The sequence below is a fragment of the Variovorax beijingensis genome (genome assembly GCF_003951285.1).
In the GTDB taxonomy this organism is placed as follows: domain Bacteria; phylum Pseudomonadota; class Gammaproteobacteria; order Burkholderiales; family Burkholderiaceae_C; genus Variovorax; species Variovorax beijingensis.
The window spans coordinates 20,148-44,882 of record NZ_RXFQ01000006.1; the positions used below are offsets into that span (position 1 = coordinate 20,148).

Annotated in this window: 23 protein-coding genes; 15 read left to right on the forward strand and 8 right to left on the reverse strand. The window is 69.0% G+C overall.

The genetic code is table 11. From position 1 onward, the window contains the following. The first annotated feature begins 24 nt into the window (after window positions 1–24). From EJO66_RS11475 to EJO66_RS33205, 3 genes are all read left to right on the forward strand, one after another. A complete protein-coding gene (locus EJO66_RS11475) occupies window positions 25–1,239 on the forward strand; it encodes an AraC family transcriptional regulator (RefSeq protein WP_240648570.1) in 1,215 nt (404 codons plus the stop codon). A gap of 115 nt (window positions 1,240–1,354) precedes the next feature. Further along, window positions 1,355–2,386 (forward strand): alpha/beta hydrolase family protein, encoded by a 1,032-nt coding sequence (locus EJO66_RS11480; RefSeq protein WP_124960270.1) that lies wholly within the window; start codon window positions 1,355–1,357, stop codon window positions 2,384–2,386. A gap of 168 nt (window positions 2,387–2,554) precedes the next feature. Continuing rightward, the gene (locus EJO66_RS33205; protein ID WP_124960271.1) at window positions 2,555–3,112 is read left to right on the forward strand and encodes an adhesin; all 558 of its coding nucleotides are present in this window, start codon (window positions 2,555–2,557) and stop codon (window positions 3,110–3,112) included. A gap of 56 nt (window positions 3,113–3,168) precedes the next feature. Here EJO66_RS33205 and EJO66_RS11490 read toward each other — a convergent pair whose 3' ends face one another. From EJO66_RS11490 to EJO66_RS11510, 5 genes are all read right to left on the reverse strand, one after another. Then, the gene (locus tag EJO66_RS11490; RefSeq protein WP_124960272.1) at window positions 3,169–3,609 is read right to left on the reverse strand and encodes a MaoC family dehydratase; all 441 of its coding nucleotides are present in this window, start codon (window positions 3,607–3,609) and stop codon (window positions 3,169–3,171) included. Between the two features lie 10 nt (window positions 3,610–3,619). Continuing rightward, a complete protein-coding gene (gene boxA, locus EJO66_RS11495; protein ID WP_124960273.1) occupies window positions 3,620–4,912 on the reverse strand; it encodes a benzoyl-CoA 2,3-epoxidase subunit BoxA in 1,293 nt (430 codons plus the stop codon). A gap of 131 nt (window positions 4,913–5,043) precedes the next feature. Then, window positions 5,044–6,471 (reverse strand): benzoyl-CoA 2,3-epoxidase subunit BoxB, encoded by a 1,428-nt coding sequence (boxB, locus tag EJO66_RS11500; RefSeq protein ID WP_124960274.1) that lies wholly within the window; start codon window positions 6,469–6,471, stop codon window positions 5,044–5,046. A gap of 34 nt (window positions 6,472–6,505) precedes the next feature. Next, complete coding sequence (gene boxC, locus EJO66_RS11505; RefSeq protein WP_124960275.1) at window positions 6,506–8,182, reverse strand: 2,3-epoxybenzoyl-CoA dihydrolase; 1,677 nt, start codon at window positions 8,180–8,182, stop codon at window positions 6,506–6,508. 128 nt (window positions 8,183–8,310) lie between these two features. Next, window positions 8,311–9,261: a helix-turn-helix transcriptional regulator gene (locus tag EJO66_RS11510; RefSeq protein ID WP_124960276.1), complete on the reverse strand. Its 951-nt coding sequence runs from the start codon at window positions 9,259–9,261 to the stop codon at window positions 8,311–8,313. Window positions 9,262–9,461: 200 nt separating this feature from the next. Between EJO66_RS11510 and EJO66_RS11515 the strand changes: the two genes are divergently transcribed. From EJO66_RS11515 to EJO66_RS11560, 9 genes are all read left to right on the forward strand, one after another. Next, a complete protein-coding gene (locus tag EJO66_RS11515; RefSeq protein WP_124960277.1) occupies window positions 9,462–9,935 on the forward strand; it encodes a 4-hydroxylaminobenzoate lyase in 474 nt (157 codons plus the stop codon). Continuing rightward, window positions 9,932–11,482, forward strand: coding sequence for a 3,4-dehydroadipyl-CoA semialdehyde dehydrogenase (locus tag EJO66_RS11520; protein WP_125965315.1), 1,551 nt, complete (start codon window positions 9,932–9,934; stop codon window positions 11,480–11,482). Before EJO66_RS11515 ends, EJO66_RS11520 begins: the two co-directional genes overlap by 4 nt. Window positions 11,483–11,510: 28 nt before the next feature. Then, complete coding sequence (locus EJO66_RS11525) at window positions 11,511–13,058, forward strand: benzoate-CoA ligase family protein (RefSeq protein WP_124960279.1); 1,548 nt, start codon at window positions 11,511–11,513, stop codon at window positions 13,056–13,058. Window positions 13,059–13,194: 136 nt separating this feature from the next. Next, window positions 13,195–13,998, forward strand: coding sequence for an alpha/beta fold hydrolase (locus EJO66_RS11535; protein ID WP_125965316.1), 804 nt, complete (start codon window positions 13,195–13,197; stop codon window positions 13,996–13,998). After that, complete coding sequence (locus EJO66_RS11540) at window positions 13,995–15,167, forward strand: ABC transporter substrate-binding protein (protein WP_124960281.1); 1,173 nt, start codon at window positions 13,995–13,997, stop codon at window positions 15,165–15,167. The genes EJO66_RS11535 and EJO66_RS11540 overlap by 4 nt, the downstream gene beginning before the upstream one ends. A gap of 159 nt (window positions 15,168–15,326) precedes the next feature. After that, complete coding sequence (locus tag EJO66_RS11545) at window positions 15,327–16,199, forward strand: branched-chain amino acid ABC transporter permease (RefSeq protein ID WP_021004792.1); 873 nt, start codon at window positions 15,327–15,329, stop codon at window positions 16,197–16,199. Then, window positions 16,196–17,167 carry a branched-chain amino acid ABC transporter permease gene (locus tag EJO66_RS11550; protein ID WP_124960282.1) on the forward strand — a complete coding sequence of 324 codons (972 nt, stop codon included), beginning with the start codon at window positions 16,196–16,198 and terminating at the stop codon, window positions 17,165–17,167. The genes EJO66_RS11545 and EJO66_RS11550 overlap by 4 nt, the downstream gene beginning before the upstream one ends. Next, a complete protein-coding gene (locus EJO66_RS11555; protein ID WP_125965317.1) occupies window positions 17,164–17,913 on the forward strand; it encodes an ABC transporter ATP-binding protein in 750 nt (249 codons plus the stop codon). Before EJO66_RS11550 ends, EJO66_RS11555 begins: the two co-directional genes overlap by 4 nt. Window position 17,914: 1 nt before the next feature. Continuing rightward, window positions 17,915–18,616, forward strand: a complete 702-nt coding sequence (locus tag EJO66_RS11560; protein ID WP_124960284.1) for an ABC transporter ATP-binding protein — start codon at window positions 17,915–17,917, stop codon at window positions 18,614–18,616. A gap of 16 nt (window positions 18,617–18,632) precedes the next feature. Here the strand turns inward: EJO66_RS11560 and EJO66_RS11565 are convergent, their stop codons facing one another. Then, window positions 18,633–19,544, reverse strand: a complete 912-nt coding sequence (locus tag EJO66_RS11565) for a LysR family transcriptional regulator (protein ID WP_125965318.1) — start codon at window positions 19,542–19,544, stop codon at window positions 18,633–18,635. A 107-nt stretch (window positions 19,545–19,651) separates the two neighbouring features. On the opposite strand from EJO66_RS11565, the gene EJO66_RS11570 reads away from it, so the two are divergent. The 3 genes from EJO66_RS11570 (at window position 19,652) to EJO66_RS11580 (ending at window position 22,722) form a co-directional block, all read left to right on the forward strand. Next, window positions 19,652–20,392, forward strand: coding sequence for an SDR family NAD(P)-dependent oxidoreductase (locus tag EJO66_RS11570; protein ID WP_124960286.1), 741 nt, complete (start codon window positions 19,652–19,654; stop codon window positions 20,390–20,392). Between the two features lie 10 nt (window positions 20,393–20,402). Next, window positions 20,403–20,627 (forward strand): tautomerase family protein, encoded by a 225-nt coding sequence (locus EJO66_RS11575; RefSeq protein ID WP_124960287.1) that lies wholly within the window; start codon window positions 20,403–20,405, stop codon window positions 20,625–20,627. A gap of 163 nt (window positions 20,628–20,790) precedes the next feature. Further along, window positions 20,791–22,722, forward strand: coding sequence for a sigma-54-dependent Fis family transcriptional regulator (locus EJO66_RS11580; RefSeq protein WP_124960288.1), 1,932 nt, complete (start codon window positions 20,791–20,793; stop codon window positions 22,720–22,722). Here EJO66_RS11580 and EJO66_RS11585 read toward each other — a convergent pair. Both EJO66_RS11585 and EJO66_RS11590 read right to left on the reverse strand, forming a co-directional pair. Further along, the gene (locus EJO66_RS11585; RefSeq protein ID WP_125965319.1) at window positions 22,719–23,933 is read right to left on the reverse strand and encodes a glycosyltransferase; all 1,215 of its coding nucleotides are present in this window, start codon (window positions 23,931–23,933) and stop codon (window positions 22,719–22,721) included. The two genes, EJO66_RS11580 and EJO66_RS11585, sit on opposite strands and share 4 nt — an antisense overlap. Then, the gene (locus tag EJO66_RS11590; RefSeq protein ID WP_223262356.1) at window positions 23,930–24,574 is read right to left on the reverse strand and encodes a TetR/AcrR family transcriptional regulator; all 645 of its coding nucleotides are present in this window, start codon (window positions 24,572–24,574) and stop codon (window positions 23,930–23,932) included. The genes EJO66_RS11585 and EJO66_RS11590 overlap by 4 nt, the downstream gene beginning before the upstream one ends. Window positions 24,575–24,735: the final 161 nt, after the last annotated feature.

The window sequence follows — 24,735 nt, forward strand, 5'->3', positions numbered from 1 at the left end:
ACGAAAGCCCCCTGATGGCGGCAATTGACCCTGCCGGCGCTGCGGTTGTCGGGCCGCCGCCTGTTATCGTCGGCCGCCTTCAAGCCCCCGAGCCGCCAGCAACGCATGTCCGCAGCCCCTCCCTCGATCTTGATCGACGCCGCCTTGCGCGGCGTGCTGGTTGCATTGCTGCTCCTGCTGGCGCTGGTGTTGGGCCGCGATCGACCGCGCCTGCCGGCGGCGCGGGCCGGCGTGGTCATGGCGATCGGTCTCGTGGTGCAGGTTGTCGGCTCCGCACCGATGGTCGAGGCGCTCGTGCCCTGGTTCTGGCAGGTGCCGCTGGTGGCGGTCTCGGTCGGCAATGCGGTGTTGTTCTGGGTGTTCGTGCAGGCGCTGTTCGAGGACGATTTCGTGCTGCGGCGGATGCATGTCGCGGCCTGGGCCATGGTCGCGGTGCTGGTGGCGTTCAACTGCGCGGTCGCGGCCGGCAGCGCCTCGGTACTCGCACCGATCACCCTGGTTTTGCAGCGCGCCGTGCCCCTGGTGTTCGCGGTGCTTGCCGCACTGGCCGCGGCCTCGCACTGGCGGGAAGACCTGGTGGAGCGGCGCCGCCGGCTGCGCGTGTTCATCGTGGTGACCGGCATCGGCTACAGCGTGGCGATGGTGGCGGTTCGGCTGGCGTCCCCGCAAGGCCGGCTCTCGGGCATGTCGGCAACGGCGGATGTGGCGATGCTGCTTTTGATCGTCGCGGCCGTGGCGTGGCGGATGGTGCGGCTCGCCGGCTCGGAACTGTTTCCGCTCGCACAGGTACCGGCGATGCTTGCTGCCGCGCCGGCGGTCCGGGCCGCCGTGATCGCGCCCCTCACCCCGGCGGCCGAACCCGGAGCCGTCACCGTGCCCGACGCGGCGGAGGATCGCCTCGCCGAATCCCTGCAGCACCTGATGGCCGTCGACCGCGCCTACCGCAGCGAGGACCTGAGCATCGCCAGCCTTGCCGTGCGGCTGGCCGTGCCCGAGTACCGGCTGCGGCGGCTCATCAACCGGCGCTTGGGGCATCGCAATTTCAACGCCTTCGTGAACGGCTTCCGGCTGGCCGAGGCGATGGCAGCACTGGCCGATCCGGGCAAGCGCGACCTGCCCGTTCTCACCATTGCACTCACCGCGGGTTTTCAGTCCATCGGGCCCTTCAATCGCGCGTTCAAGCTGGCCACGGGTCTCACGCCCACCGAATTCCGCAAGCAGAAGCTGGCCGATTCCTGAAATCGGCCCGCCGAAAGCCGCGCGTGCAGCTTTCGGCAAGACGCGGCGAAGAGGCTGCGGCATCGTCCGCGTCGCCGGATGCATGGGCTTTCGGCGACCACAAGGAGTTTGATCGATGCGATGTCTGTTTTTCCCGCTGCCGGCCTTGGGACTGGCGCTGCTGTCCGGCCTCGCGCATGCCGCCATGGGGTTTTCCGAGATTTCCGCCGCCGCGGGTGACGGACCGGTCACGGTGTTCTACCCGTCCAGCAGCGAGGCCCAGCCGGTCCGGCGCGGGCCCTTCACGCTGGACGTGGCCGCGCAGGGCACGCCCGTTCGCGGCAATGGCCGGCTGATCGTGGTTTCGCACGGGTCGGGCGGTGCGCCATGGGTGCATGCGGACCTGGCACGCACCCTGGTGGACGCCGGTTTCATCGTGGCGATGCCCGAGCACAAGGCCGACAACTACAAGGACAACGGCAACCCGGGCCCGGACAGCTGGACGATGCGCCCGGCCGAGGTATCGCGCGCCATCGACGCGGTGGCGCGCGATGCGCGCCTTGCGCCGCTGCTCCAGTTCGACAAGGTGGGGGTGTACGGCATGTCGGCCGGTGGCCACACCGCGCTGAGCCTGGCGGGCGGGCGCTGGTCGCCGGCGGCATTCTTGCGGCATTGCGAAGCCAACCTGGAGGGCGACTTCCAGACCTGCGTCGGACTGATCACGCGGCTGACCGGAAGCTGGTTCGACCGCATCAGGAAATGGGGCGCGCTGTTCGTGATCCGCCACCGCTTCGCGGACTCCACGCCGCGCGAGCACCAGGATCCGCGCATCGTCGCCATCGTGGCGGGCGTGCCCGGCTCGGCCGATTTCGACATGGCCTCGCTCGCCACGCCGCGCGTGCCGCTGGGGCTGATCACCGCGCAGCAGGACCGCTGGCTGGTGCCGCGCTATCACAGCGACCGCGTGCTCGCGGCTTGCCTGCCGCGTTGCGAGTTGATTGCCGATCTGCCCACTGGCGGCCACGGCGCGCTGCTCTCGCCGCTGCCGCCGGGGCTCACCGGATTGATCGGCGACATGCTCAACGACCCGCCCGGGTTCGACCGCGCCGTGCTGCCGGAGGTGGACCGCAAGACAACGGCCTTCTTCAGCACGCATCTGCTGCCTTGAGCCGGGGCCCTAACGCACAAGCCCCCATTCCGGACGACGGAGGCGTCCCACACGCGCCGGCGGCTGCCTCGCACACGGCGACATGTGCGGAGGTGGTCACGGTAGCGACCGAACTGGCCCCAAGCCGGTTCTGGTCAGTGACCATTCAAACGAAAGGAAAAGTCACCTATGAAGCAGCAACAACCCAAATCCCTTTTCGTCGGCGCCTTGCTCGCAGGCCTTCTTGCCATGAGCGGCTTCGCACAGGCACAGAGCGTGGGCGTGGGCGTGAATGCCGACGTCAACACGTCGGGCAGCGCGAACGCGCCCCAACGCCAAGGCGCCGCGGGCGCCGGTGCACGCACCGATGCGGCCGCACAGACGCGGGCCGAGGGAAGTGCCGGCAGCGGTGCCGCCACGAATGCCGGCGTGCAGCCGGTCGAAGTCCCCGGCAAGGCCGCAGGCGGGCTGAGCAACACCCTGGGCGGCGTGGTCGGCGGCGCGACGGGTGCGGTCGGCGGTGCGACCAGCGCGGTGGGTGGCGCCACCAGTGCCGTGGGCGGTGTCACCAATGCCGCGACCGGCGCGGCCGGCAACGTGACCGGCGCGACCAATGTCGTGGGTGACACGGTGGGCGGTGCGACCGGTGCCGCAGGCTCGGCCGGCGGCGCGCTGAAGGCGCCGGCCGTGGGCGCCAAGGCCAGCGGCAAGGCCAAGGGATCCGGCGCGGTCGACGTCAAGAAATAAGCACTTCGCTCAGGGAAAGAAGCCCGCGGCGCGCCTGCGCCGCGGGCTTTTTCTTCTCAGCTTGCTTCCAGCCTGAAGAGGCTCGTCACTTCCACGTCGAGCACCATCAGCTCGCGCTGGTTGAAGAGCCGCCAGCGCCAGCGCAGGATGCCGAGCGTGGGCCGCTTTTCGGAGCGCCGCACCTCGATGACGTCGGCCACCAGCCGCAAGGCATCGCCGGGCCGCACCGGATGGGGCCAGCGCACATGCTCGAGCCCCGGCGAGGCAAAAGACTCCGAGCCGCTGAGCGCGGCGTCGACCACGAGGCGCATCGCGATCGAGCAGGTGTGCCAGCCGCTCGCGATCAGCCCGCCGAAGGCGCTGTCCGCCGCGGCGACGGCGTCGGTGTGGAACCACTGCGGGTCGTAGGCCTGTGCAAAGCCGACGAGCTCCGCTTCGGACATGACATAGGGCCCGGCCTCGATGACCTGGCCGGGGTGGAAGTCGGCGAACTTCATTCGCCGCAGCTTAATAGGTTTCGAGGTGCAGGCGGCCTTCGCGCTTCAGTGCGGCACCCACGGTGTCCCAGTCCAGGCCCGCTTCCTTCGCCACGTCGCGCAACGCGAGCACCACGCCTTCTTCCATGCTCTTGAGCCCGCACACGTAGAAGTGGCTCGCGCCGTCCTTCAGCAGCGCAGCCAGGTCGGCGGCGCGTTCGCGCATGAGGTCCTGCACGTAGCGCTTGGGTTGGCCCGGCGTGCGCGAGAACGCGAGGTTGATGTCGATGAAGTCCTTGGGCAGCGACTGCAGCGGGCCGAAGTACGGCAGCTCCTGCTGCGTGCGCGCGCCGAAGAACAGCATGAGCTTGCCGCCTTCGAACTTGCCGCTCTTGCGCAGGCGCCGGCGCCATTCGGTCATGGCGCGCATCGGCGCGCTGCCGGTGCCGGTGCAGATCATCACGATGTGCGACTTGGGATGGTTCGGCATCAGGAACGAGGAGCCGAAGGGCCCCACCACCTGCACCGTGTCGCCCACCTTCAGGTCGCACACGTAGTTGGAGCACACGCCGCGCACCGGGTCGCCCTGGTGGTCTTCGGTCACGCGCTTCACGGTGAGCGACACGTTGTTGTAGCCGGGCCGCTCGCCGTTGCGCGGGCTGGCCACCGAGTACTGGCGCGCATGGTGGCGTTTGCCGATGGCGTCGACGCCCGGCGGCACGATGCCGATCGACTGGCCTTCGAGCACCGGGAACGGCACCACGCCGAAGTCGAGCACGATGTGGTGGGTCTCGCTGTCGAAGCCCGCCTCGGTGCAGTTGAAGTTGCCCACCACGGTGGCGGTGGTCGGCGCCTTCGGCGCAAAGAGGTTGGTGTAGGCGTGCGCGGCCGACCAGGGCGGCACGGTGGCGCCGTACTGGGCCGAGTTGAAGACCGGCTCGATGGAGCCGACCGCAGCCTGCGCCGGGTTCGGCGCGGGCGCGGCAGCCACTGCGGCCTCATCGCCGGCATCGGCGGAAACAACGCCCGCGGCCTCGAGCTCCTCGGGCGTGAGCTCCGCGGGCAGCGATTCCCAGGTGAGCTGTTCCTCGATCGTGTAGGCACGCACCAGCGGCATGGTGCGCCAGTTGTCGATCGAACCCGTGGGGCACGGCGAGATGCAGGCCATGCAGCCATTGCAGACGTCGGCGCGCACGACGTAGTTGTTGTCGTCGTGCGTGATCGCGTTGACGGGGCAGGTGGCCTCGCAGGTGTTGCAGCGGATGCAGATCTCGGGGTCGATCAGGTGCTGCTTGATGACCCCGGCTTCAACGGCCATGTCCATGTTGTTCTCCTAGAGCCCTCCCCTTTCGGGGGAGGGTTGGGTGGGGGCCGGCGGCGCTTGTCGTGGTCGCGCCGCTTGCCCCCATCCCAGCCTTCCCCCGGGAGGGGAAGGAGCAATGACCAAATACCCGATCAACCGAAACGCACGTACTCGAAATCCACCGGCTGGCGGTTGATGCCCATCACCGGCGGCGAGATCCAGCCTGCGAACTTGCCCGGCTCGACCACGCGGCCCATCAACGATGCCACGAAAGCGAAGTCTTCGGCGCTCGGCAGCCATTCATCGCGCTTGGCAGCCCATTCGACCTCGTTCACCACGCGGCCCTCGGGCGACATCTTGATGCCCGCGAGCGCGCCGATCTGGCGGTTGAAAGCCTTGTGCGGCACGGTCAGGCGCGTGGGGATGCCGGCCTTCTCGAGCACCTTGTTCCAGCGGCCGACGCCGGCCACCGAGTCCTTGATGAAGTCGTCGCGCAGCACTTCGTTGAGCGCGTTCAGCATCGGCACGTCCTTCTCGACGAGCTGGCCGTCCTTCACCTCGAGCACCTTGTAGGTCTGGCCCTTGAGCACGTGGTCGTCGGCCCGCTTGCCTTCCTCGTAGCGGCCCTTCAGGCCCGAGCTGTAGAAGATGGCGGCGTTGCTCGACTGGTCGGCGCCGAACAGGTCGATGGTCACGCTGTAGTGGAAGTTCAGGTAGCGCTGGATCGTGCCAAGGTCGATGGCGCCGGCCGCGCGCACCTTCTGCGGGTCGTCGGTCTTGAGTTCGTTCATCACCTGCGCGGTGCGCGCGAGCACGCGCGAGACGCCGCTCTCGCCCACGAACATGTGGTGCGCTTCCTCGGTCAGCATGAACTTGGTGGTGCGCGCCAGCGGGTCGAAGGCACTCTCGGCCAGCGCGGCCAGCTGGAACTTGCCGTCGCGGTCGGTGAAGTAGGTGAACATGAAGAACGCGAGCCAGTCGGGCGTCTTCTCGTTGAAGGCACCCAGGATGCGCGGGTTGTCCTGGTCGCCCGAGGTGCGCTGCAAGAGCGCCTCGGCTTCCTCGCGGCCGTCGCGGCCGAAGTGCTTGTGCAGCAGGTAGACCATGGCCCACAGGTGGCGGCCTTCTTCCACGTTGATCTGGAACAGGTTGCGCAGGTCGTACATCGACGGTGCCGTGAGACCCAGGTGGCGCTGCTGCTCGACCGAGGCGGGCTCGGTGTCGCCCTGCGTCACGATGATGCGGCGCAGGTTGGCGCGGTGCTCGCCGGGCACGTCCTGCCAGGCTTTCTCGCCCTTGTGGTCGCCGAAGTGGATCTCGCGGTTGGCGTCACCGGGGTTCAGGAAGATGCCCCAGCGGTAGTCGCGCATCTTCACGTGGCCGAACTGGGCCCAGCCCTGCGGGTCGACGCTCACGGCCGTGCGCAGGTAGACCTCGTGGTTGGTCGAGCCCTCGGGGCCCACGTCGTCCCACCAGTTGATGAAGTTGGGCTGCCAGCCTTCGAGCGCGCGCTGCAGCGTGCGGTCTTCGCCGAGGTTGACGTTGTTGGGGATCTTCTCGCTGTAGTTGATCGTGCTCATCGTTGTTCCTTGGGTTGTGCGGACTGCTCTGTGCTCAAACGCGGTTCAGGTCGAAGCCGGCTTTTTGACCGGTGCCATAGACCTTCAAGGCGCCTTTTTCGCCGACGGCGTTGGGGCGGTTGAAGATCCAGTTCTGCCAGGCGGTGAGCCGGCCGAAGATGCGGGTGGCCATGTTCTCCTGGCTGGCGAAGCGCAGGTTGGCCTCGAGGCCGGTGAGCGCGTCGGGCGACATGGCGGCGCGCTCCTCGACGGCGATGCGGATCTCGTCGTCCCAGTCGATGTCGTCGGGCGCGGCGGTGACGAGGCCGAGCCTCAGTGCTTCGTCGGCATCGAGCGGCTTGCCGGCCGCGGCGCGGGCGGCGTCCAGCGGCGCGGCCTCTTCGTAGAAGCGGCGCTGCAGGCGGCTCTGGTCGTTCACCATCGGGAAGAAGCCGAAGTTGAATTCGTTGAGCACGAGCTTCGGTGCGCGCGCGGCGTCGTCGGGCAGCGCGAGCATGTAGCTGCGGTCGGCCGCAAAGGCCAGTTCGGCCAGCGTGCCGGCAAAGCAGGAGCTGGCTTCGACCAGCGCGAACAGGCTGCGCGACGACACGTCCAGCCGCGCCAGCGTGCGGCGCAGCGCGCCGATGGTCTCGCGCACCAGCCAGTGGTCCTTGTGGGCGAGCATCAGGGCATCCGATGCGAGCACGGCGGCCGCATCGCCTTCGGTCTTGAGCAGCCAGGTGCCGATGTCGAGCTCGTTGGTGCGCAGGTTGAGGATGGCGTCGTCGAGCTCGCGGCACACGGCAAGCGGCCACCAGGCAGCGCCCGCGGCCTCGATGGCTGCGACGTCCGCGGGCTGCGCGCCCGTGGGTGCCTTGACGGTGATCGTGGCGGTGCGCTTGCTGCGGTCGATCTTCACGTCGACGTGCGAATACGCGATGCCGTCGGCGCTGTCGGTGCGTTCGAGCCGGGTCAGCGCCACGCCCTTGCCGCTGGCCGGGCGGTCGCTCGCGGCGGCAAGCTGCGCAGCGCGCTCCTGCACGGCGGCGGCAAACTGCGCGGGCTTGGCCACGGCATCGACCAGGCGCCAGTCGACCGCGCGCTGGCCGCGCACGCCTTCAACGCTGGTGCAGAAGATGTCGGCGAGGTCATGGCGCACATGGCGCTTGTCGGTCACGCGGGTCAGGCCGCCGGTGCCGGGCAGCACGCCGAGCAGCGGCACTTCGGGCAGCGAGACGGAGGAAGAACGGTCGTCCACCAGCAGGATCTCGTCGCAGGCCAGCGCCAGCTCGTAGCCGCCGCCGGCGCAAGCGCCGTTCACGGCCGCGATGAACTTCAGGCCCGAATGCTTCGACGAATCCTCGATGCCGTTGCGCGTCTCGTTGGTGAACTTGCAGAAGTTCACCTTCCAGGCGTGGCTCGACACGCCCAGCATGAAGATGTTGGCGCCCGAACAGAAGATGCGGTCCTTGCCGCTGGTGACGATCACGCTGCGCACTTCAGGGTGCTCGAAGCGCACGCGGTTGAGCGCGTCGTTCAGCTCGATGTCCACGCCCAGGTCGTAGCTGTTGAGCTTGAGCTTGTAGCCGGGGCGGATGCCGCCGTCTTCCGCGATGTCGAGCACCAGGCGCGCCACCGGGCCTTCGAAGCTGAGCTTCCAGTGCCTGTATTGCGCGGGTTCGATGCGGTAGTCGACGCGCAGAGGCGCCTGGACGGTCGTGGTCTCGGTCATACGGAAGTCTCCTGTGGGGGCAGATGCAAACCGGAAGAATAATGCAGCTTCTGGCGTCGATGACATGCATCATGCTGCATGTAAACAGGCAAGTCAATGCCTGAAGCGCTTTTTTTCAAAACTTCAGTTCAGGCGCCGGCGCCCATGGACTGCCGTGCCACCGCGCGCAGCGCCTGGAAGCTCTGTGCCAGCGTCTTGCCGCTGGTGTCCACCGAGAGATCGGCCTTCGAATAGAAGGCGGCGCGGCCGTTCAGGATGCGGCGCAGGTCTTCCATGGCTTCCTTGCTGGCGGCCATCGGCCGGGTGTCGCCCTGCGCGGCCACGCGGCCCATGTGCTCCTCGGGCGCGGCCTGCAGCCACACGGTGGTGCAGTGCGCGAGCAGCTCGTTGAAGGTGGCGGGGTCCGACACGATGCCGCCCGGCGTGGCAATGACCACCTCGCCGTAGATCTGGATGGCTTCTTCGAGCGCGCGGCGCTCGTAGCGGCGGTAGGCGTTGGTGCCGTAGAGGTCGTGGATCTCGCGCACGCTGCAGCCCGCGAGCTTCTCGATGTCGCGGCTCAGCTCCACGAAGGGCACGTCGAGGTCGTCGGCCAGCATCTGCCCGAGCGTCGACTTGCCCGCGCCGCGCAGGCCCACGAGCGCGATGCGGCGGTGGCGCGCGGGATCGACCGAGGCCGTGCCCAGCAGTTCACCCACCGCCACGCGCACGCGGCGCAGGTCGGCCTCGCTGCGGTTTTCGAGCAGCTCGCGGATCAGCAGCCACTCGGGCGAGCTGGTGGTCACGTCGCCGACCAGCTCGGCCAGCGAGCAGTGCAGCGCGCCGGCCACCTGCTGCAGCACCAGGATCGACGCGTTGCCGATGCCGTATTCGAGATTGGCCAGGTGCCGCTCCGACACGTCGGCCGCAATGGCCACCGCCTTGCGCGTGAGGCCGCGCTGCGCGCGCAGGTTGCGCACGCGCTCGCCCAGTGCCGCCAGCAATGGATTCTTGGCCTCCCCGGCCGGTGCCGCCGGGTTGCCGGCGCGGCGGCCTTCTTCGGGCGCGGGGGCCAGCACCGCGTCTACGTGCTCGTTCATGCATGTCCTCGTTCTTGGCCGGGATTGTGCGCGCTCAGGGTAAACACCATAGATGCACTATATTGCTTGACACCCATGGAGTCGATGCTTATTGTTCGGCCACAAGCAAGATACTGCACGCGCACCAATCCTGCAAGGTAGTTCGAAAGTTCGCTGCGCCATTCACCCTGCCAGCCAGCCTCCAAAAAGGAAGCCCGCCAATGTCCAGCAAGGAAGCATTTCACCAGTTGATCGCCGGCCTGGCCGCCGAAATCGCCGGCCGTCCGCTCGACGAACAGCTCGACCTGTGGCTCAACGCCACCCACGGCGCGGGCAGCGCGCGCTTCGAGGCGCTGCGCCAGGCCTGCATCGGCGGTGTCGCCGAAGGCTGGCTGTGCGAGCGCGAAGGCGGCGGCATCAAGTACGGCCGCGTCTTCAAGGCCGAAGACGCGCTGCAGCGCTTCTCGGTCGACGTGGTCGACATGCAGGACATCGCGGGGCCGCACCACACCCATCCGAACGGCGAGATCGACCTGATCATGCCGCTCGAAGGCAGCCCCGGCGCCACCTTCGACGGCCGGCCCGCGGGCTGGTGCGTCTACGGCCCCGGCACCGCACACCGCCCGACCGTGGCGAACGGCCGCGCCCTCGTTCTCTATCTCCTGCCTGAAGGGCAGATCAAGTTCACCCCATGACCGAACTCCTCCCCAACCACGTCGCCGGCCGCTGGCAGGGCGGATCGGGCGCCGGCACGCCGCTTTTCGACCCGGTGCTGGGCACCGAGCTCGTGCGCGTCGACGCCACCGGCCTGGACCTGCCCGCCGCCTTTGCCTTTGCGCGCGAACAGGGCGGCGGCGCGCTGCGCGCCCTCAGCTACCGCCAGCGCGCCGGGCTGCTGGGCGCCATCGTGAAGGTGCTGCAGGCGAACCGCGATGCCTATTACGAGATCGCGACCGCGAACTCCGGCACGGTGAAGAACGACTCGGCCGTCGACATCGACGGTGCGATCTTCACACTGGGCCAGTACGCGAAGTGGGGCGACGCGCTCGGCGACGTGCGCGCGCTGCGCGACGGCGAGGCCGTGAAGCTCGGCAAGGAGCCGGTGTTCCAGTCGCAGCACCTGCAGCTGCCGACGAATGGCGTGGCGCTGTTCATCAACGCCTTCAACTTCCCGTCATGGGGGCTGTGGGAAAAGGCCGCGCCGGCGCTGCTCTCGGGCGTGCCGGTGATCGTGAAGCCCGCCACGGCCACCGCCTGGCTCACGCAGCGCATGGTCAAGGACGTGGTCGATGCGGGCGTGCTGCCCGTGGGCGCGCTCTCGGTCGTCTGCGGCAGTTCGGCGGGCCTGATGGATGCGCTGCAGCCCTTCGACGTGGTCTCGTTCACCGGCTCGGCCGAGACGGCCGCCGTGATCCGCTCGCATCCGGCCGTGGCCGAGCGCTCGGTGCGCGCGAACATCGAGGCCGACAGCCTCAACAGCGCCCTGCTGCTGCCCGGCGCCGCGGCCGGCAGCGACGCCTTCAACCTGCTGGTGCGCGAAGTGGTGCGCGAGATGACGGTCAAGTCGGGCCAGAAGTGCACCGCGATCCGCCGCATCCTGGTGCCGGCCGAGCTCTACGACGCCGCGGCCCAGGCCATCGGCGCCAAGCTCGCGGGCATCACCGTCGGCAATCCGCGCGACGAGAGCGTTCGCATGGGAGCTCTCGTGAGCCGGGCGCAGATGAACGCCGTGAGCCAGGGCCTGCAAGCGCTCTCGGCGCAAGCCAGCGTGCTGTACGACGGCCGCGACACGCCGCTGATCGATGCCGAAGCATCGGTAGCCGCCTGCATCGGCCCCGTGCTGCTCGGTGCGCGCGACGCCGATGCGGCGCAGCGCGTGCACGACGTGGAAGTGTTCGGACCCGTCGCGACGCTGCTGCCCTACCGCGATCTTGCGCACGGCATTGCGCTGGCGCACCGCGGCCAGGGTTCGCTGGTGACTTCGCTCTACGGCAGCGACGACGCCGCGCTGGCGCAGGCCGCGCTCGCGGTGGCGCCGAGCCACGGCCGCGTGCACGTGATCACGCCCGAGGTGGCGCAGGCCCACACCGGCCATGGCAACGTGATGCCGATGTCGCTGCACGGCGGCCCGGGCCGCGCGGGCGGCGGCGCCGAGCTCGGCGGCCTGCGCGCGCTGGACTTCTACCATCGCCGCAGCGCCGTGCAGGCGAGCCCCGGCGTCCTCGCCGCACTGGGCCTCTAGAAAAAGAACCCGGCCGAAGGAGACAACCATGACCCTGCCCCAACGATTCAATTTCGCCGAGCACCTGTTCGCGCTGAACCGCGGCCGCGCCGAGCGCACGGCCTACATCGACGACCGCGGCACGCTCGCCTACGGCCAGCTCGAAGACCGCGCGCGCCGCCTGGCCACCGCACTCAAGGCCGCCGGGGTGCGGCGCGAAGAGCGCGTGCTGCTGCTGATGCTCGACAGCAGCGACTGGCCCGTGAGCTTTCTCGGCTGCCTCTATGCCGGCGTGGTCCCCGTCGCCGTCAACACGCTGCTCACGCCCGCAGACTACGCCTACATGCTCGACCACAGCCGCGCGCAGGCCGCGCTGGTGTCGGGCGCACTGCTGCCCGCGCTGCAGGAGGCGATGGCGCTCGGCGCGCACGAAGTGCACACGCTGATCGTCTCGCAGCCGGCCGGCGCGCTGCCCGAAGGCGCGCAGGAATTCGAAGCCGCGCTCGCCGCCGCGCAGCCGATGGCGGCGCCCGCGCCCACGGCCTCCGACGACCCCGGCTTCTGGCTGTACTCCTCCGGCTCCACCGGCAAGCCCAAGGGCACGGTCCACACGCATGCCAACCTGTGGTGGACGGCCGAGCTCTACGGCAAGCCGGTGCTCGGGCTGACCGAGAACGATGTGTGCTTCTCGGCCGCCAAGATGTACTTCGCCTACGGCCTGGGCAATGCGCTGACTTTTCCGCTGTCGGTCGGCGCCACGGTGGTGCTGATGGCCGAGCGCCCCACGCCCGACGCCACCTTCCGCCGCTGGGTGGAGCACAAACCCACTGTGTTCTTCGGCGCGCCCACCGGCTTTGCCGGCATGCTCGCCTCGCCGAAGCTGCCGGCGCGCGAACAGGTGGCGCTTCGCATGTGCTCTTCCGCCGGCGAGGCCCTGCCGGGCGAGATCGCGCAGCGCTTCAAGGCGCACTTCGGCTGCGAGATCATCGACGGCATCGGCTCGACCGAGATGCTGCACATCTTCATCTCCAACCGCCCCGGCGACGTGCGCTACGGCACCACGGGCCGGCCGGTGGAAGGCTACGAGGTCGAACTGCGCGGCGAGGACGGCCGCCCGGTGCCCGATGGCGAGGTGGGCGACCTCTACATCCGCGGGCCGAGCGCGGCGCTCATGTACTGGTGCAACCGCGAGAAGTCGCGCGAGACCTTCCAGGGCGGCTGGACCAAGAGCGGCGACAAGTACACGCGCGACGCCGACGGCTACTACACCTATGCCGGACGCAGCGACGACATGCTCAAGGTCAGCGGCATCTATGTGTCGCCCTTCGAGGTGGAAGCCACGCTGATGCAGCACCCCGCGGTGCTCGAGGCCGCGGTGATCGGCAAGGAAGACGCGGACGGGCTGACCAAGACCAAGGCCTTTGTCGTGCTGAAGGACGGCCAGTCGGTCAGCGACGAGGCGCTGAAGGCTTTCGTGAAGGAGCGGCTCGCGCCCTACAAGTACCCGCGCTTCCTGGAATTCGTGCCGGAGCTGCCGAAGACGGCGACGGGGAAGATCCAGCGGTTCAGGCTGCGCGAGCGGGAGAAGCAGGCATGAGCGGTTCCCTGTCTTGCTCCCTCCCCTCCCGGGGGAGGGTTGGGGTGGGGGCGGGCGGCCGCTGCAAAGGCATGGCCTCTGCCAGCGCCGCGAGCCCCCATCCCAGCCGCCCCCCAGAGGGGGAAGGAGCAATGCAATGAGCGCCGAGTTCGCAACGATCAACTGGCGCGGCCGCCCCGTGCGCATCGAATGCCAATGGATCGCCCCCGAGCGCACCGATGCCCCGCTCATCGTCTTCCTGCACGAAGGCCTCGGCTCCATCGCGATGTGGAAGGACTTCCCCGCGCAAGTCTGCAACGCCGCCAACGCCCGCGGCCTCGTGTTCTCGCGCCCCGGCTACGGCCGCTCCACGCCGCGCGCCGACGACGAGATCTGGGACGTCGACTTCATGCACCGCCAGGCGCACGAGGTGCTGCCCGCCCTCTTCACCGCCCTGAAGCTCGACGACGAGAAGCCCTGGCTCTTCGGCCACAGCGACGGCGGCTCGATCTCGCTGCTCTATGCCTCGCGCTTCCCGGACCGCGTCAGTGGCCTCGTGGTGCTCGCGCCGCACATCTTCGTGGAAGACGTGACGGTCGCGAACATCGAGCAGGCCCGCACCGCGTACCTCTCGACCGACCTGCCGGCGAAGCTCGGCCGCTACCACGACAGCGCCGACTCGGCCTTCTGGGGCTGGAACCGCATCTGGCTGCACCCGCCCTTCCGCGAATGGAACATCGAGGCCGAACTCGACACCATCCGCTGCCCTGTCCTTGCCATCCAGGGAATCGACGACGAGTACGGCACGCTCGCGCAGATCCACGGCATCGCGACACGCGTCAGGGGATGCGAGCTGCTCGAAATCCCGGAATGCGGGCATTCCCCGCATCGCGATCGGCCGGATCGTGTCATCGTCGCGGCCACTTCTTTCATTGCCAAAAACAGGAGACAAACACCATGACCATCCGTACCGCCCGCCTCGCGCTCACCGCGATCGCCTTCGCCGCCCTGGCCAGCGCCGCCGGCGCCCAGGGCACCGGCAAACTCAAGGTCGGCCTGATGCTGCCCTACAGCGGCACCTACACCGCCCTGGGCGTGGCCATCGAGAACGGCTTCAAGCTCTACGTGGACGAGCAGGGCGGCAAGCTCGCCGGCCGCGAGATCGAATACTTCAAGGTCGACGACGAGTCCGACCCCGCCAAGGCCACCGACAACGTCAACAAGCTCATCAAGCGCGACAACGTCGACGTGATCGTGGGCACCGTGCACTCCGGCGTGGCCATGGCCATGGCCAAGGCCGCCAAGGAAAGCGGCACCGTGCTGATCGTGCCGAATGCCGGCGCCGATGCGGTCACAGGCCCGATGTGCGCGCCCAACATCTTCCGCAGTTCGTTCAGCAACTGGCAGCCGGCCTTCGCGATGGGCGAAGTGGCGGCCAAGCAGCAGGGCAAGAAGAAGGCGATGACCATCACCTGGAAGTACGCGGCCGGCGACGAGTCGGTCAACGGCTTCAAGGAAGGCTTCGAGAAGAACGGCGGCAAGGTCGACAAGCAGCTCACGCTGCCGTTTCCCAACGTCGAATTCCAGGCGCTGCTGACCGAGATCGCGGCGGCCAAGCCCGATGCGGTGTATGCCTTCTTCGCGGGCGGCGGCGCGGTGAAGTTCGTCAAGGACTACCAGGCCGCGGGCCTGAGCAAGACCATTCCGCTCTATGGCCCGGGCTTCCTGACCGACGGCACGCTGGAGGCGCAAGGCGAGGCCGCGCAAGGCATGCTGACCACGCTGCACTATGCCGACGGCCTGAACACGGCGCGCGACAACGCGTTCCGCGTCGGCTACGCCAAGGCCTTCAAGCTGCAGCCCGACGTGTATGCCGTGCAGGGCTACGACGCCGCGCAGATGCTGGGCGTGGGCCTGGCCGCCACCAAGGGCGACATCGGCAAGAAGGCCGAGTTCACGGCCGCCATCGAGAAGGCAAAAATCGACAGCCCGCGCGGCACGTTCACCATGAGCAAGTCGCACAACCCGGTGCAGGACATCTACCTGCGCAAGGTGGAAGGCAAGGAGAACAAGCTGGTGAGCATCGCGATCAAGGGGCTGACGGACCCGGCGCGCGGCTGCAGGATGTGAACGGCCCACCCCCGTCCCTCGCTCACTGCGTGTAGCTCGACTCCCCCCTCGGGGGGGCGACACCGGCGGACCGGCAAAGCCGGATCCGCGGTGTCTCACGAACAATCGCGGGCGCTAGCGCGCCACGCTCCTTTCACGGTCTAACCGGGATGACCTAACGTGGATTTCGGCACCTTCCTTGTCCAGTGCCTGAACTCGGTTCAGTACGGACTTCTTCTGTTCCTGGTGGCCTCGGGGCTCACGCTGATCTTCGGGATCATGGGCGTGATCAATCTTGCGCACGGCAGTTTCTACATGATCGGCGCGTACATGGCGTTCGCGCTCGCGCCGCTGTTCGGCGACCAGTTCCTCTTGATGCTGGTGGCCGGCGTGGTGCTGGCGGCCATCTTCGGCTACCTGCTCGAATGGGCCTTCTTCAGCTACCTCTACCAGCGCGACCACCTGCAGCAGGTGCTGATGACCTACGGGCTCATCCTGGTGTTCGAGGAGCTGCGCTCCATTCTCGTGGGCAACGACGTGCATGGCGTGAAGGTGCCGGCGTGGCTGGACGGCAGCTTTGCGCTCGGCAACGTCATGAGCTATCCGTGGTACCGGCTCTTCGCCTCGGCCGCCTGCATCGTGCTGGCCGTGGCGCTGTACTGGGTGGTCAACCGCACGCGGCTGGGCATGATGATCCGCGCCGGCGCGAGCAACCGCGACATGGTGCGGGGCCTGGGCATCGACGTGAAGCGGCTCTACCGCATCGTGTTCGCGGCCGGCGTGGCGCTCGCGGCGCTGGCCGGGATGATCGCGGCGCCGATGTCCTCGGTGTATCCCAACATGGGCGCGAGCGTGCTCATCATCTGCTTCGTGCTGGTGGTGATCGGCGGCATCGGCTCGATCACGGGCGCCCTCGTGGCCTCGCTCCTGGTGGGCTTCGTCGACACCTTCGGCAAGGTGTTCTTCGCGGACCTGAGCGGCATCGGCATCTACCTCTTGATGGCCATCGTGCTGATCTGGAAACCCGAAGGGCTGATGGGGAGGCGGCCATGACGCAGACCGGAAGCTCCATGCGGCGCGGCGCGTTTCTCGTGCCGGTGGCCTGCGCCATTGCCATCGGCGTGCTCGGCCCATTGATGGGCAACTACGTCTCGGACTTCGTCGTCAAGGTGATGATCCTGTCGATCTTCGCGCTGAGCCTGGAGCTGCTGGTCGGCATGACGGGGCTCGTCAGCCTGGGCCATGCGGCGTTCTACGGCATCGGCGCCTACGTCACGGTGCTGGCCTCGGGCAACGAGGGCGGCAACCTCGCGCTGCTGCTGCCGCTGGCCATGGGCGCGGCGGCGCTCTATGCCCTGTTCGTGGGTTCGCTGAGCCTGCGCACGCGCGGCGTGTACTTCATCATGGTGACGCTGGCCTTCGCGCAGATGGCCTTCTTCGTGTTCCACGACACCAAGGTGGGCGGCGGCAGCGACGGCATCTACCTGTACGTGCGGCCGGCCATCGGCAAGCTCGACCTGGAGAACCGCATGGTGCTGTTCTACGTGGTGCTCGCATCGCTGGTGTTCACCTACGGCCTCCTGGCGCTGGTGCGGCGCTCGCGCTTCGGCGCGGCGCTCGCGGGCATCCGCGTGAACGAGCAGCGCATGCGCGCGGCGGGCTTTCCGGTGTACGGCTACAAGCTCGCGTCCTTCGTGCTGGCGGGCGCGCTGGCCGGGCTCGCGGGCTTTCTGCTGGCCTCGCGCGACGGCGTGGTCAACCCCGAGCTGATGGCCTGGCACAACTCGGGCGAGGTGCTGCTGATGGTGATCCTCGGCGGCCTCGGCCACCTGCGCGGCGCGGTCATCGGCGCCATTGCGTTCACGCTGCTGAAGGAAATCTTCTCGACGCACGCCGTGATGGGGCCGCTCGCGGACCACTGGCAATTGACGCTGGGCATCGCGATCATCGTGTTCGTGGCGTGGCTGCCCAAGGGACTGATCGGCCTGGCCAAGCGGCTGTCGCCGAAGGGGGCTGCATGACGACCGCACTGCTTTCCGTCGAAGGCCTGACACGCCGCTTCGGCGGCCTCACGGCCGTCAATGCCATCACGCTCGACCTGCACGTGGGCGAGGTCCATGCGGTGATCGGCACCAACGGCGCGGGCAAGTCGACACTCATCAACATGCTCTCGGGCGAGATCGAAGCCTCCGAAGGCCGCATCGCGCTCGACGGCGTCGACATCACGCGGCGCGCGCAGTGGCGCCGCGCGCGTGCCGGCGTGGGACGCAGCTACCAGCGCACCACCATCTTCCCGGAGTTCAGCGTGCACGAGAACTGCCGCCTCGCGGCGCAGGCCGCCACCGCGCGGCCCTGGACGGTGTGGCAGTCGTCCGGGCGCTGCGCGGCCAGCAATGCGGCGGCCGATGCGGCGCTCGAGGCCGCGGGCCTTTCGAACGAAGCCCTGCGCATCGCCGGCACGCTGAGCCACGGCGCGCAGCGCCAGCTCGAAGTGGCGATGTGCCTTGCCACCAAGCCCCGCGTGCTGCTGCTCGACGAGCCGCTCGCAGGCATGGGCGCCGAGGAAACCGACCGCATGCTCACGCTGCTCGCACGGCTGAAGGCCACGCACGCCATCCTGCTGGTGGAGCACGACATGGACGCGGTGTTCCGCGTTGCCGACCGCATCACGGTGATGGTGAACGGCACGGTCATCGCCAGCGGCAATCCGCAGGAGATCCGCGAGAACCCGGAAGTGCGCACCGCCTATCTTGGAGAGGATCACTGACATGCTCGTCGTCCGCGACCTCAACACCTACTACGGCAGCAGCCACATCCTGCGCGGCGTGCATGCCGGCATTCCGGCGGCCACCTCGGTCGGCCTGCTCGGGCGCAACGGCATGGGCAAGACCACGCTGATCCGCACGGTCATGGGCTACGTGCGACCGGCCTCGGGCGAGGTGCAGGTCGATGGCCGCACCGTCACCGGCTGGCCGCCCGAGAAGATGGCGCGCCTCGGCATCGGCTACGTGCCCGAGGGCCGCGGCATCTTTCCGAATCTCTCGGTGCGCGAGAACCTCGTGATGAGCGAGCGCGCGGGCATCGATGGCCGCCGCGCCTGGACCTTCGACCGCGTGATGGCCACCTTTCCGCGGCTGGCCGAGCGGCTCTCGCACGGCGGCCAGCAGCTCTCTGGCGGCGAGCAGCAGATGCTCTCGATCGGCCGCGCGCTGATGACCAACCCGCGCCTCCTGATCCTCGACGAGGCCACTGAGGGCCTGGCGCCGCTGATCGTGGCCGAGATCTGGCGCGTGATCGGCGAGATCCGCGCGACCGGCATCGCCACGCTGATCGTCGACCGCGACTACCGCAAGGTGCTCGCACACACCGACCTGGCGGTGGTGATGGAGAAGGGGCAGATCGTGCGGCACGGCGCATCGGCCGATCTGCTGGCGGAGCCGCAGGCGCTGGAGGAATTGCTGGGGGTGTGAGCATGCGCGGCGGACGTCACCCGGCCCGCTGCGCCATCAGGAAATCGATGAACACCCGCATGCGCAGCGGCACATGCCGCCCGTCCGGGTACAGCAGCGTGTAGGGCCGCGAACGGCCTGCGAAGGGTTTCAGCACCTCGACGAGCGAGCCGTCGGCCAGTTCCTTCTCCACGACGAAGCGGTAGGTCTGGAACAACCCGGCACTGCTTTTCGCGAGCGTGACGCCGCCGAGCACGTCGTCGGAGCAGCTGTAGGCGCTGTCCGCGAAGACCTCGCGGTCCTTGCCGTTCTCCTTGAAGAGCCACGAAATGCGGCGGCCGCTGCTGGGCAGCTCGAACTGGATGCACTCGTGCGCCGCGAGATCGTCCAGCGTGCGCGGCGTGCCGGCCCTCCTCAGGTATTTGCGCGTGGCGACCACGACGAGATCCGCATCCTCGAGGTGCCGCGCGATCAGCGTGGAGTCGGGCTGGGCCCGCACGCGCACGGCCATGTCGTAGCCCTCTTCCACGAAATCGATGTTGCGGTTGCTCAGGTGCACGTGCAGCCGGATATCGGGAAAGCGTTCGCGAAACGCCGGCAGCAAGGGAAGGATGCGGTGGTGGCCGTAGGTGGTCGGCACGCTGATGCGCAGCGTGCCCGAAGGCAGCGCCTGCTGGCCCATCACCTCGCGTTCGGCCTCGGCGAGCTGCGCCAGCGCCTGGCGGCATTGAGCGTAGTAGGAGCGGCCCGCGTCGGTGAGCCGCACGCTGCGCGTGGTGCGCACGAAAAGCCGCAACCCCAGCCGCTTCTCGAGCCGAGAGATCGAGCGGCTCACGGCCGCCGGCGTCACACCGGCAGCGAGTGCCGCCGAAGTGAAGCCGCCGGTCTCCGCAGCGAGGCAGAACAATTCGATGCTGCCCAGGAGGATGTCGCCGAATTGCCGCTGCATGGATTGATTACCTCGCGTACCAAGTGAAGTGCAAGTCTAGTGATTTATCTACTGGCGCGTCATCAATACAGTTCTCCCCGCGTCATCAACTTCCTTGGAGAACCGACATGCAGGACAACACATCCCCCACCGTGCTCATCACGGGTGCCTCGAGCGGCATCGGCCTGGGCCTTGCGCAGGCGTACCTCGAGCGCGGCTTCAACGTGGTCGCGAATGCCCGCACCGCCGAGCGGCTTGCAGCCGCCGCGAAGCAGCTCGGCAACCCGGCGCGCCTTCTCGGCGTCGCGGGCGACATCGGCCGCCGCGAGACTGCGCAGCAACTGGTCGACCGCGCCGTGGAGCGCTTCGGCCAGGTCGACGTGCTCGTCAACAACGCGGGCATCTTCAACGCCAAGCCCTTCGTCGAATACACCGAGGACGAACTCGAGCAAATGGTGGCCACGAACCTCAAGGGCTTCGTCTATGCCTCGCAGGCCGCGGCGAAGCACATGGTCGCGCGCCGCCAGGGACATATCGTGAACATCACCGCGAGCATCGCGCTGCAGCCGAACCAGCAGGTGCCGGCTGCGTTGCCGGTGCTGATCAAGGGCGGCATCAATGCCGCGACGCGCGCGCTGGCGCTCGAACTCGCACCGCACAACGTCAAGGTGAATGCGGTGGCACCCGGCATCGTGGACACGCCGCTGTACACGCCCGAGCAGCACGGCTTCCTCAACGGCCTGGCGCCCGCCGGCCGCATCGCGACCGTGCGCGAGATCGCCGATGCGGTGCTCTACCTCACGAGCGCCGATTTCACGACCGGCGTGGTGCTGCCGGTGGATGGCGGCATGAGCACCGGCAAGTGGTAAGGAGCGCGCCATGCCTTTCGTCAATCTGAAGATCACGCGCGACGGCGTCACGCGCGAACAGAAAACCCAGGTCATTGCCGAGTTCACGGAAACGCTCGAACGGGTGCTGAAGAAGCCACCGGAATGGACGCACATCGTGATCGAGGAGATCGACACCGACGACTGGGGCTTCGCGGGCCTGACGACCACCGAGTACCGCAAGCGGCTGGCCGATGGTGCGAAACCGGCGCAGTGAAGGAATTGCGCCGCATCGAGCACCATGCCCTCGATGTGAGGGGGAGTAAAACGTCCGTTCCACCGGGTTTCACCTCTCACCCCGGGCGATGCGGCCGCCGAATGATGTGCGGCTGCACGCCCCATGGATCCCCGGCCGGGCCGTGCGCACCGCAAGGTTGAGCATGACTTCCCTGCAATCGCGCCACATCGACAACGTCTACTCGATCGCCACCGGCACGGCGCTGGCCGATCCGGCGGCGAGCCTGGTCCACAAGTCGTGGGCGCGCTGCGTGCGCGAGCACGGGCTCGATCCGACGAAGCCGAGCCCCGCACGCATCCTTCCGGCACAGGAGGTGCGCGCGCACCAGCAGCAACTGGAGCATTTCCTGCGCGCGGCGCGCGCCGGCATGGAAGACATCTACCGCCGCGTGGCGGACCTCGGATACATGGTGCTGCTGACCGACGCCGAAGGCATCACGGTCGACTACATCGGCAACCCGGCCTGGGACGACCAGCTGCGCCGCGCCGGCCTCTACCTGGGCGCCGACTGGAACGAAGCCCATGCGGGCACCTGCGGCGTGGGCACCTGCTTGGTCGAGCGCCAGCCGATGACCTGCCACCAGACCGAGCACTTCGACGCCACGCACATCGCGCTGACCTGCACGACGGCGCCGCTGTTCGACCACAGCGGCAAGCTCACGGCCATTCTCGACGTCTCGGCGCTGCGCTCGCCCGAGGCCCGGGAGAGCCAGCACCTTGTGCGGCACCTGGTGTCGATCTACGCGCGGATGATCGAGGACGCCGATTTCCTGCGCAGTTTCCGCGGCCACTGGATCCTGCGGCTGGGCACGGCCTACGGGCTGGTCGACGTGGCCGGCGAGCTGATGCTGGCCTTCGACGAGGGCGGCACGGTGGTCGGCGCCAACAGCGGCGCGCGGCAGGCGCTGGCCGAGAACCCGCTGGGCCGCGAGGTGTCGCAGCTGCTGCACATGCCGATGGATGCGGTCTGGCGCGTGGGCAACGGCGGTGCATCGGCCATGCCCTTCGCGCACACGGTGCTGCTGCCGGGCGGCGGCGAATACCACGCCTCGCTGCTGGCGCCGCGCGTGCGGCGGGCGGCGGCGCCCGCGCCGGACACGGCCCGTCCCTCCGATCGCCTGCCGCCGCTCGCACGCATCGCCGGCGACGATCCGGCCATGCAGCAGCTTCTCGCGCAGGCGCGCCGCCTGGTGGACCGCGGCATCCATGTGCTGGTCGAAGGCGAAACCGGCTGCGGCAAGGAAGTGCTGGCGCGCGCCATGCACGGCGCGAGCCGCCGCGCGGCCATGCCCTTCGTGGCGGTGAACTGCGCGGCCATTCCCGATTCGCTGATCGAGAGCGAGCTCTTCGGCTACACGCCCGGCAGCTTCACCGGCGGCCGCGCCAAGGGCATGAAGGGGCTGATCGCGCAGGCCGACCGCGGCACGCTGTTCCTCGACGAGATCGGCGACATGCCGATGGCGCTGCAGACGCGGCTTTTGCGCGTGCTGTCCGAAGGCGAGGTGCTGCCGCTGGGGGCGGAGTCGCCGCAGCGCGTGGACCTTGCCGTGGTGGCAGCCACGCACCGCGACCTGTCGGCGCTGGTGGCGGCGGGGCGCTTTCGCGAGGACCTGTACTACCGGCTGTGCGGCGCGGTGCTGAAGCTGCCGCCGCTGCGCGCGCGGGGCGACCGGCGGTACCTGATCGAGGCGATGTTCCATGAGGAGGCCGCGGCGATGGGCTCGGCCGCGCGGCTGTCGGAGGCCGCGATGCTGCGGCTGATGGCGCACGACTGGCCGGGCAATCTGCGCGAGTTGCGCAATGTGCTGCGGTTGGCGCTCGCGCTCTGCACGGGCGCCAGCATCACGCCCGAGGAGCTGCGCCTGGCGCCCCATCGTCCGTCGCTCGGCCCCTGTGACGCCACGCTCTCTCCGGTCGACGGCAGCGACAGCGCCGCCGACGCCACACGCCTGCTCGACGCGCTGCAGCGCCACCGCTGGCATGTGGCGCGGGCCGCGCAGGCGCTCGGCATCAGCCGCGCCACCGCGTACCGCCACATGAAGCGCTTCGGCATCGTGGCGCCGCAGCGCGGCTAGCGCCTCAGGATCTGCGCGATGGCGCGCATGGCCGTGCCCAGGCCGTCTTCCGCACGCATGCGTTCGCCCAATGCCCGGGCCCGCGCACGCACCGGCGGGTCGTGCGCGAAGGCGATGCCGCGCGCCAGGTCGTCGGCGCCGAACCGGCCGCCCGCCACCGCTGGCGGTGCCACGCCCGCCTGCGCGAGGTGGTGCGCCCAGAAGGCCTGGTCGCCCGCGAAGGGCACGACCACCGAGGGCACGCCCGCGCGCGCGGCCGAGTGGCTGGTGCCCGAGCCGCCGTGGTGCACCACCAGCGCCATCCGCGGAAACAGCCAGTCGTGCGGGGTGTCGCCGATGGCGTGGAAGTTCGGTGGCAGCCGCCCCACATCGAGGCCGCTCCATCCGGGATGCAGCACCGCGCGCCGGCCGGCCACGCCCTCGACGAGGGCTGCGAGCAGCCGCGCCTTGTCGAAGCCCGTCATGCTGCCGAAGCCGATGTAGATGGGCGCCTCGCCGGCCGCGAGAAAGTCGCGCAGCGCCCGCGGCGGCTGCCAGTCAGGCGCAGGTGCGAGCCACTGGCCGCACACGGCGGCGTTGGCGGGCCAGTCGGCCGGGCGCGGCAGCAGGCTCGGCGAGTAGCCGTAGAGCACCGGGTGCGTGGTCCACAGGCGCCGCCGCGGCGGCAGGCCGCAGACCTCGGCGCGCGCGGCATTCACGGCCGGCCGGAAGGCGCGCCAGAGCAGCCCGTTGACGAGGTGGTGGCTCGTGCGGTTCAGGAAGCGCGGCACGCGCGCGGGCGGAAGGAAGGGCGAGGCGAACGCGGCCGTCGGCGTGAGCGGGAACATGCCCGCACCGATGGCGGGCACGCCCAGCGCCTCGGCCGCCGACAGGCCCACGAAGGCCGCGAGCCCCGCGCAGACGACCGCGTCGCAGCCCTGCGCGGTCTCGACGGTCTGGCGCAGCCAGGGCGTGGCGTTGGCATTGGCGATGTCCGCGAGCGCCTTCGCGGCCGCAGCCGGTTTGTCGCCCTGCGCGATGACGCCGCCGAGCGCCTGCCGCATGTCGCCGGCCAGCGCCTGCGAGCGCACGCCGAGCCGATCGGCCGCGCCGAGCGTGGCCGCGTCCGCCAGCAGCACCGACGCATGGCCCGCGTCGTCCAGCGCGCGGCACAGCGCGGCGAGCGGCCGGGCGTCGCCCTCGGTGCCGTAGGTGAGCACGGCGAGTTTCATGAGGAGCGCCTCCTTGCAGGGGGTCTCGGCGCCGCGCGTGCGCCACCGGTGAAGAGGTCGACGACCACGGCGAACTCGTCACGCAGCACGAGGCCGGGCAGTGTGAGCCAGCGCATCAGCGCACCGAAGTACAGGTGGTGCAGCAGGCTCGCGAGGTGCGCGGCCGGCACGTCGGTGCGCAGCGTGCCCGCCTGCTGGGCGGCAGCGATCAGCGCCTCGAACAGCCCCGACAGGTCGCGCGGCGTGCTGCGGTCGCCGCCGCCGAGTTCGCTCTCGATGTTGAGGAAGCGAAAGCGGAAGTAGTCGAGCAGGTAGGCCCGGTAGCGCTCGGACCACTCGGCCGACGCGTCGAGCAGGCCGGCGAGCTGGACCGCGAAGCCCGCCTTCGCATCGACCGCCGCGTGCAGGCGCTGCACATCGGCCACGAGCTCGAGGTGCACCCAGTGCGCCAGGATCGCCTCCTTGGTCGGAAAGTGGTTGTAGAGCGTGCCCTTGGCCACGTCCGACTGCTGCGCGATCTGCTCCATGGTGGTCGCGTCGTAGCCCTGCGCTTCGAACAGGCGCATGGCGGTGGACGCCACGTGGTCGAGCGTCTGGGTGCGCCGGCGCTCGCGGCGGCCGGGGGGGTCGGGTTCTGTCACGGTGTGGCCCCTTTAATTTGAACTTCGTCTAATTTTATACGTCGTTCAGATTCTCATGCATTGTCTCAGTCTCGGTGAGACAGCGACAAGCGCCTGCGACAAACCCCCCGCCAAGCCGTTGATTCTTCGCCCTGCCCCGCACGGCACGAAAGCTGCGCAAC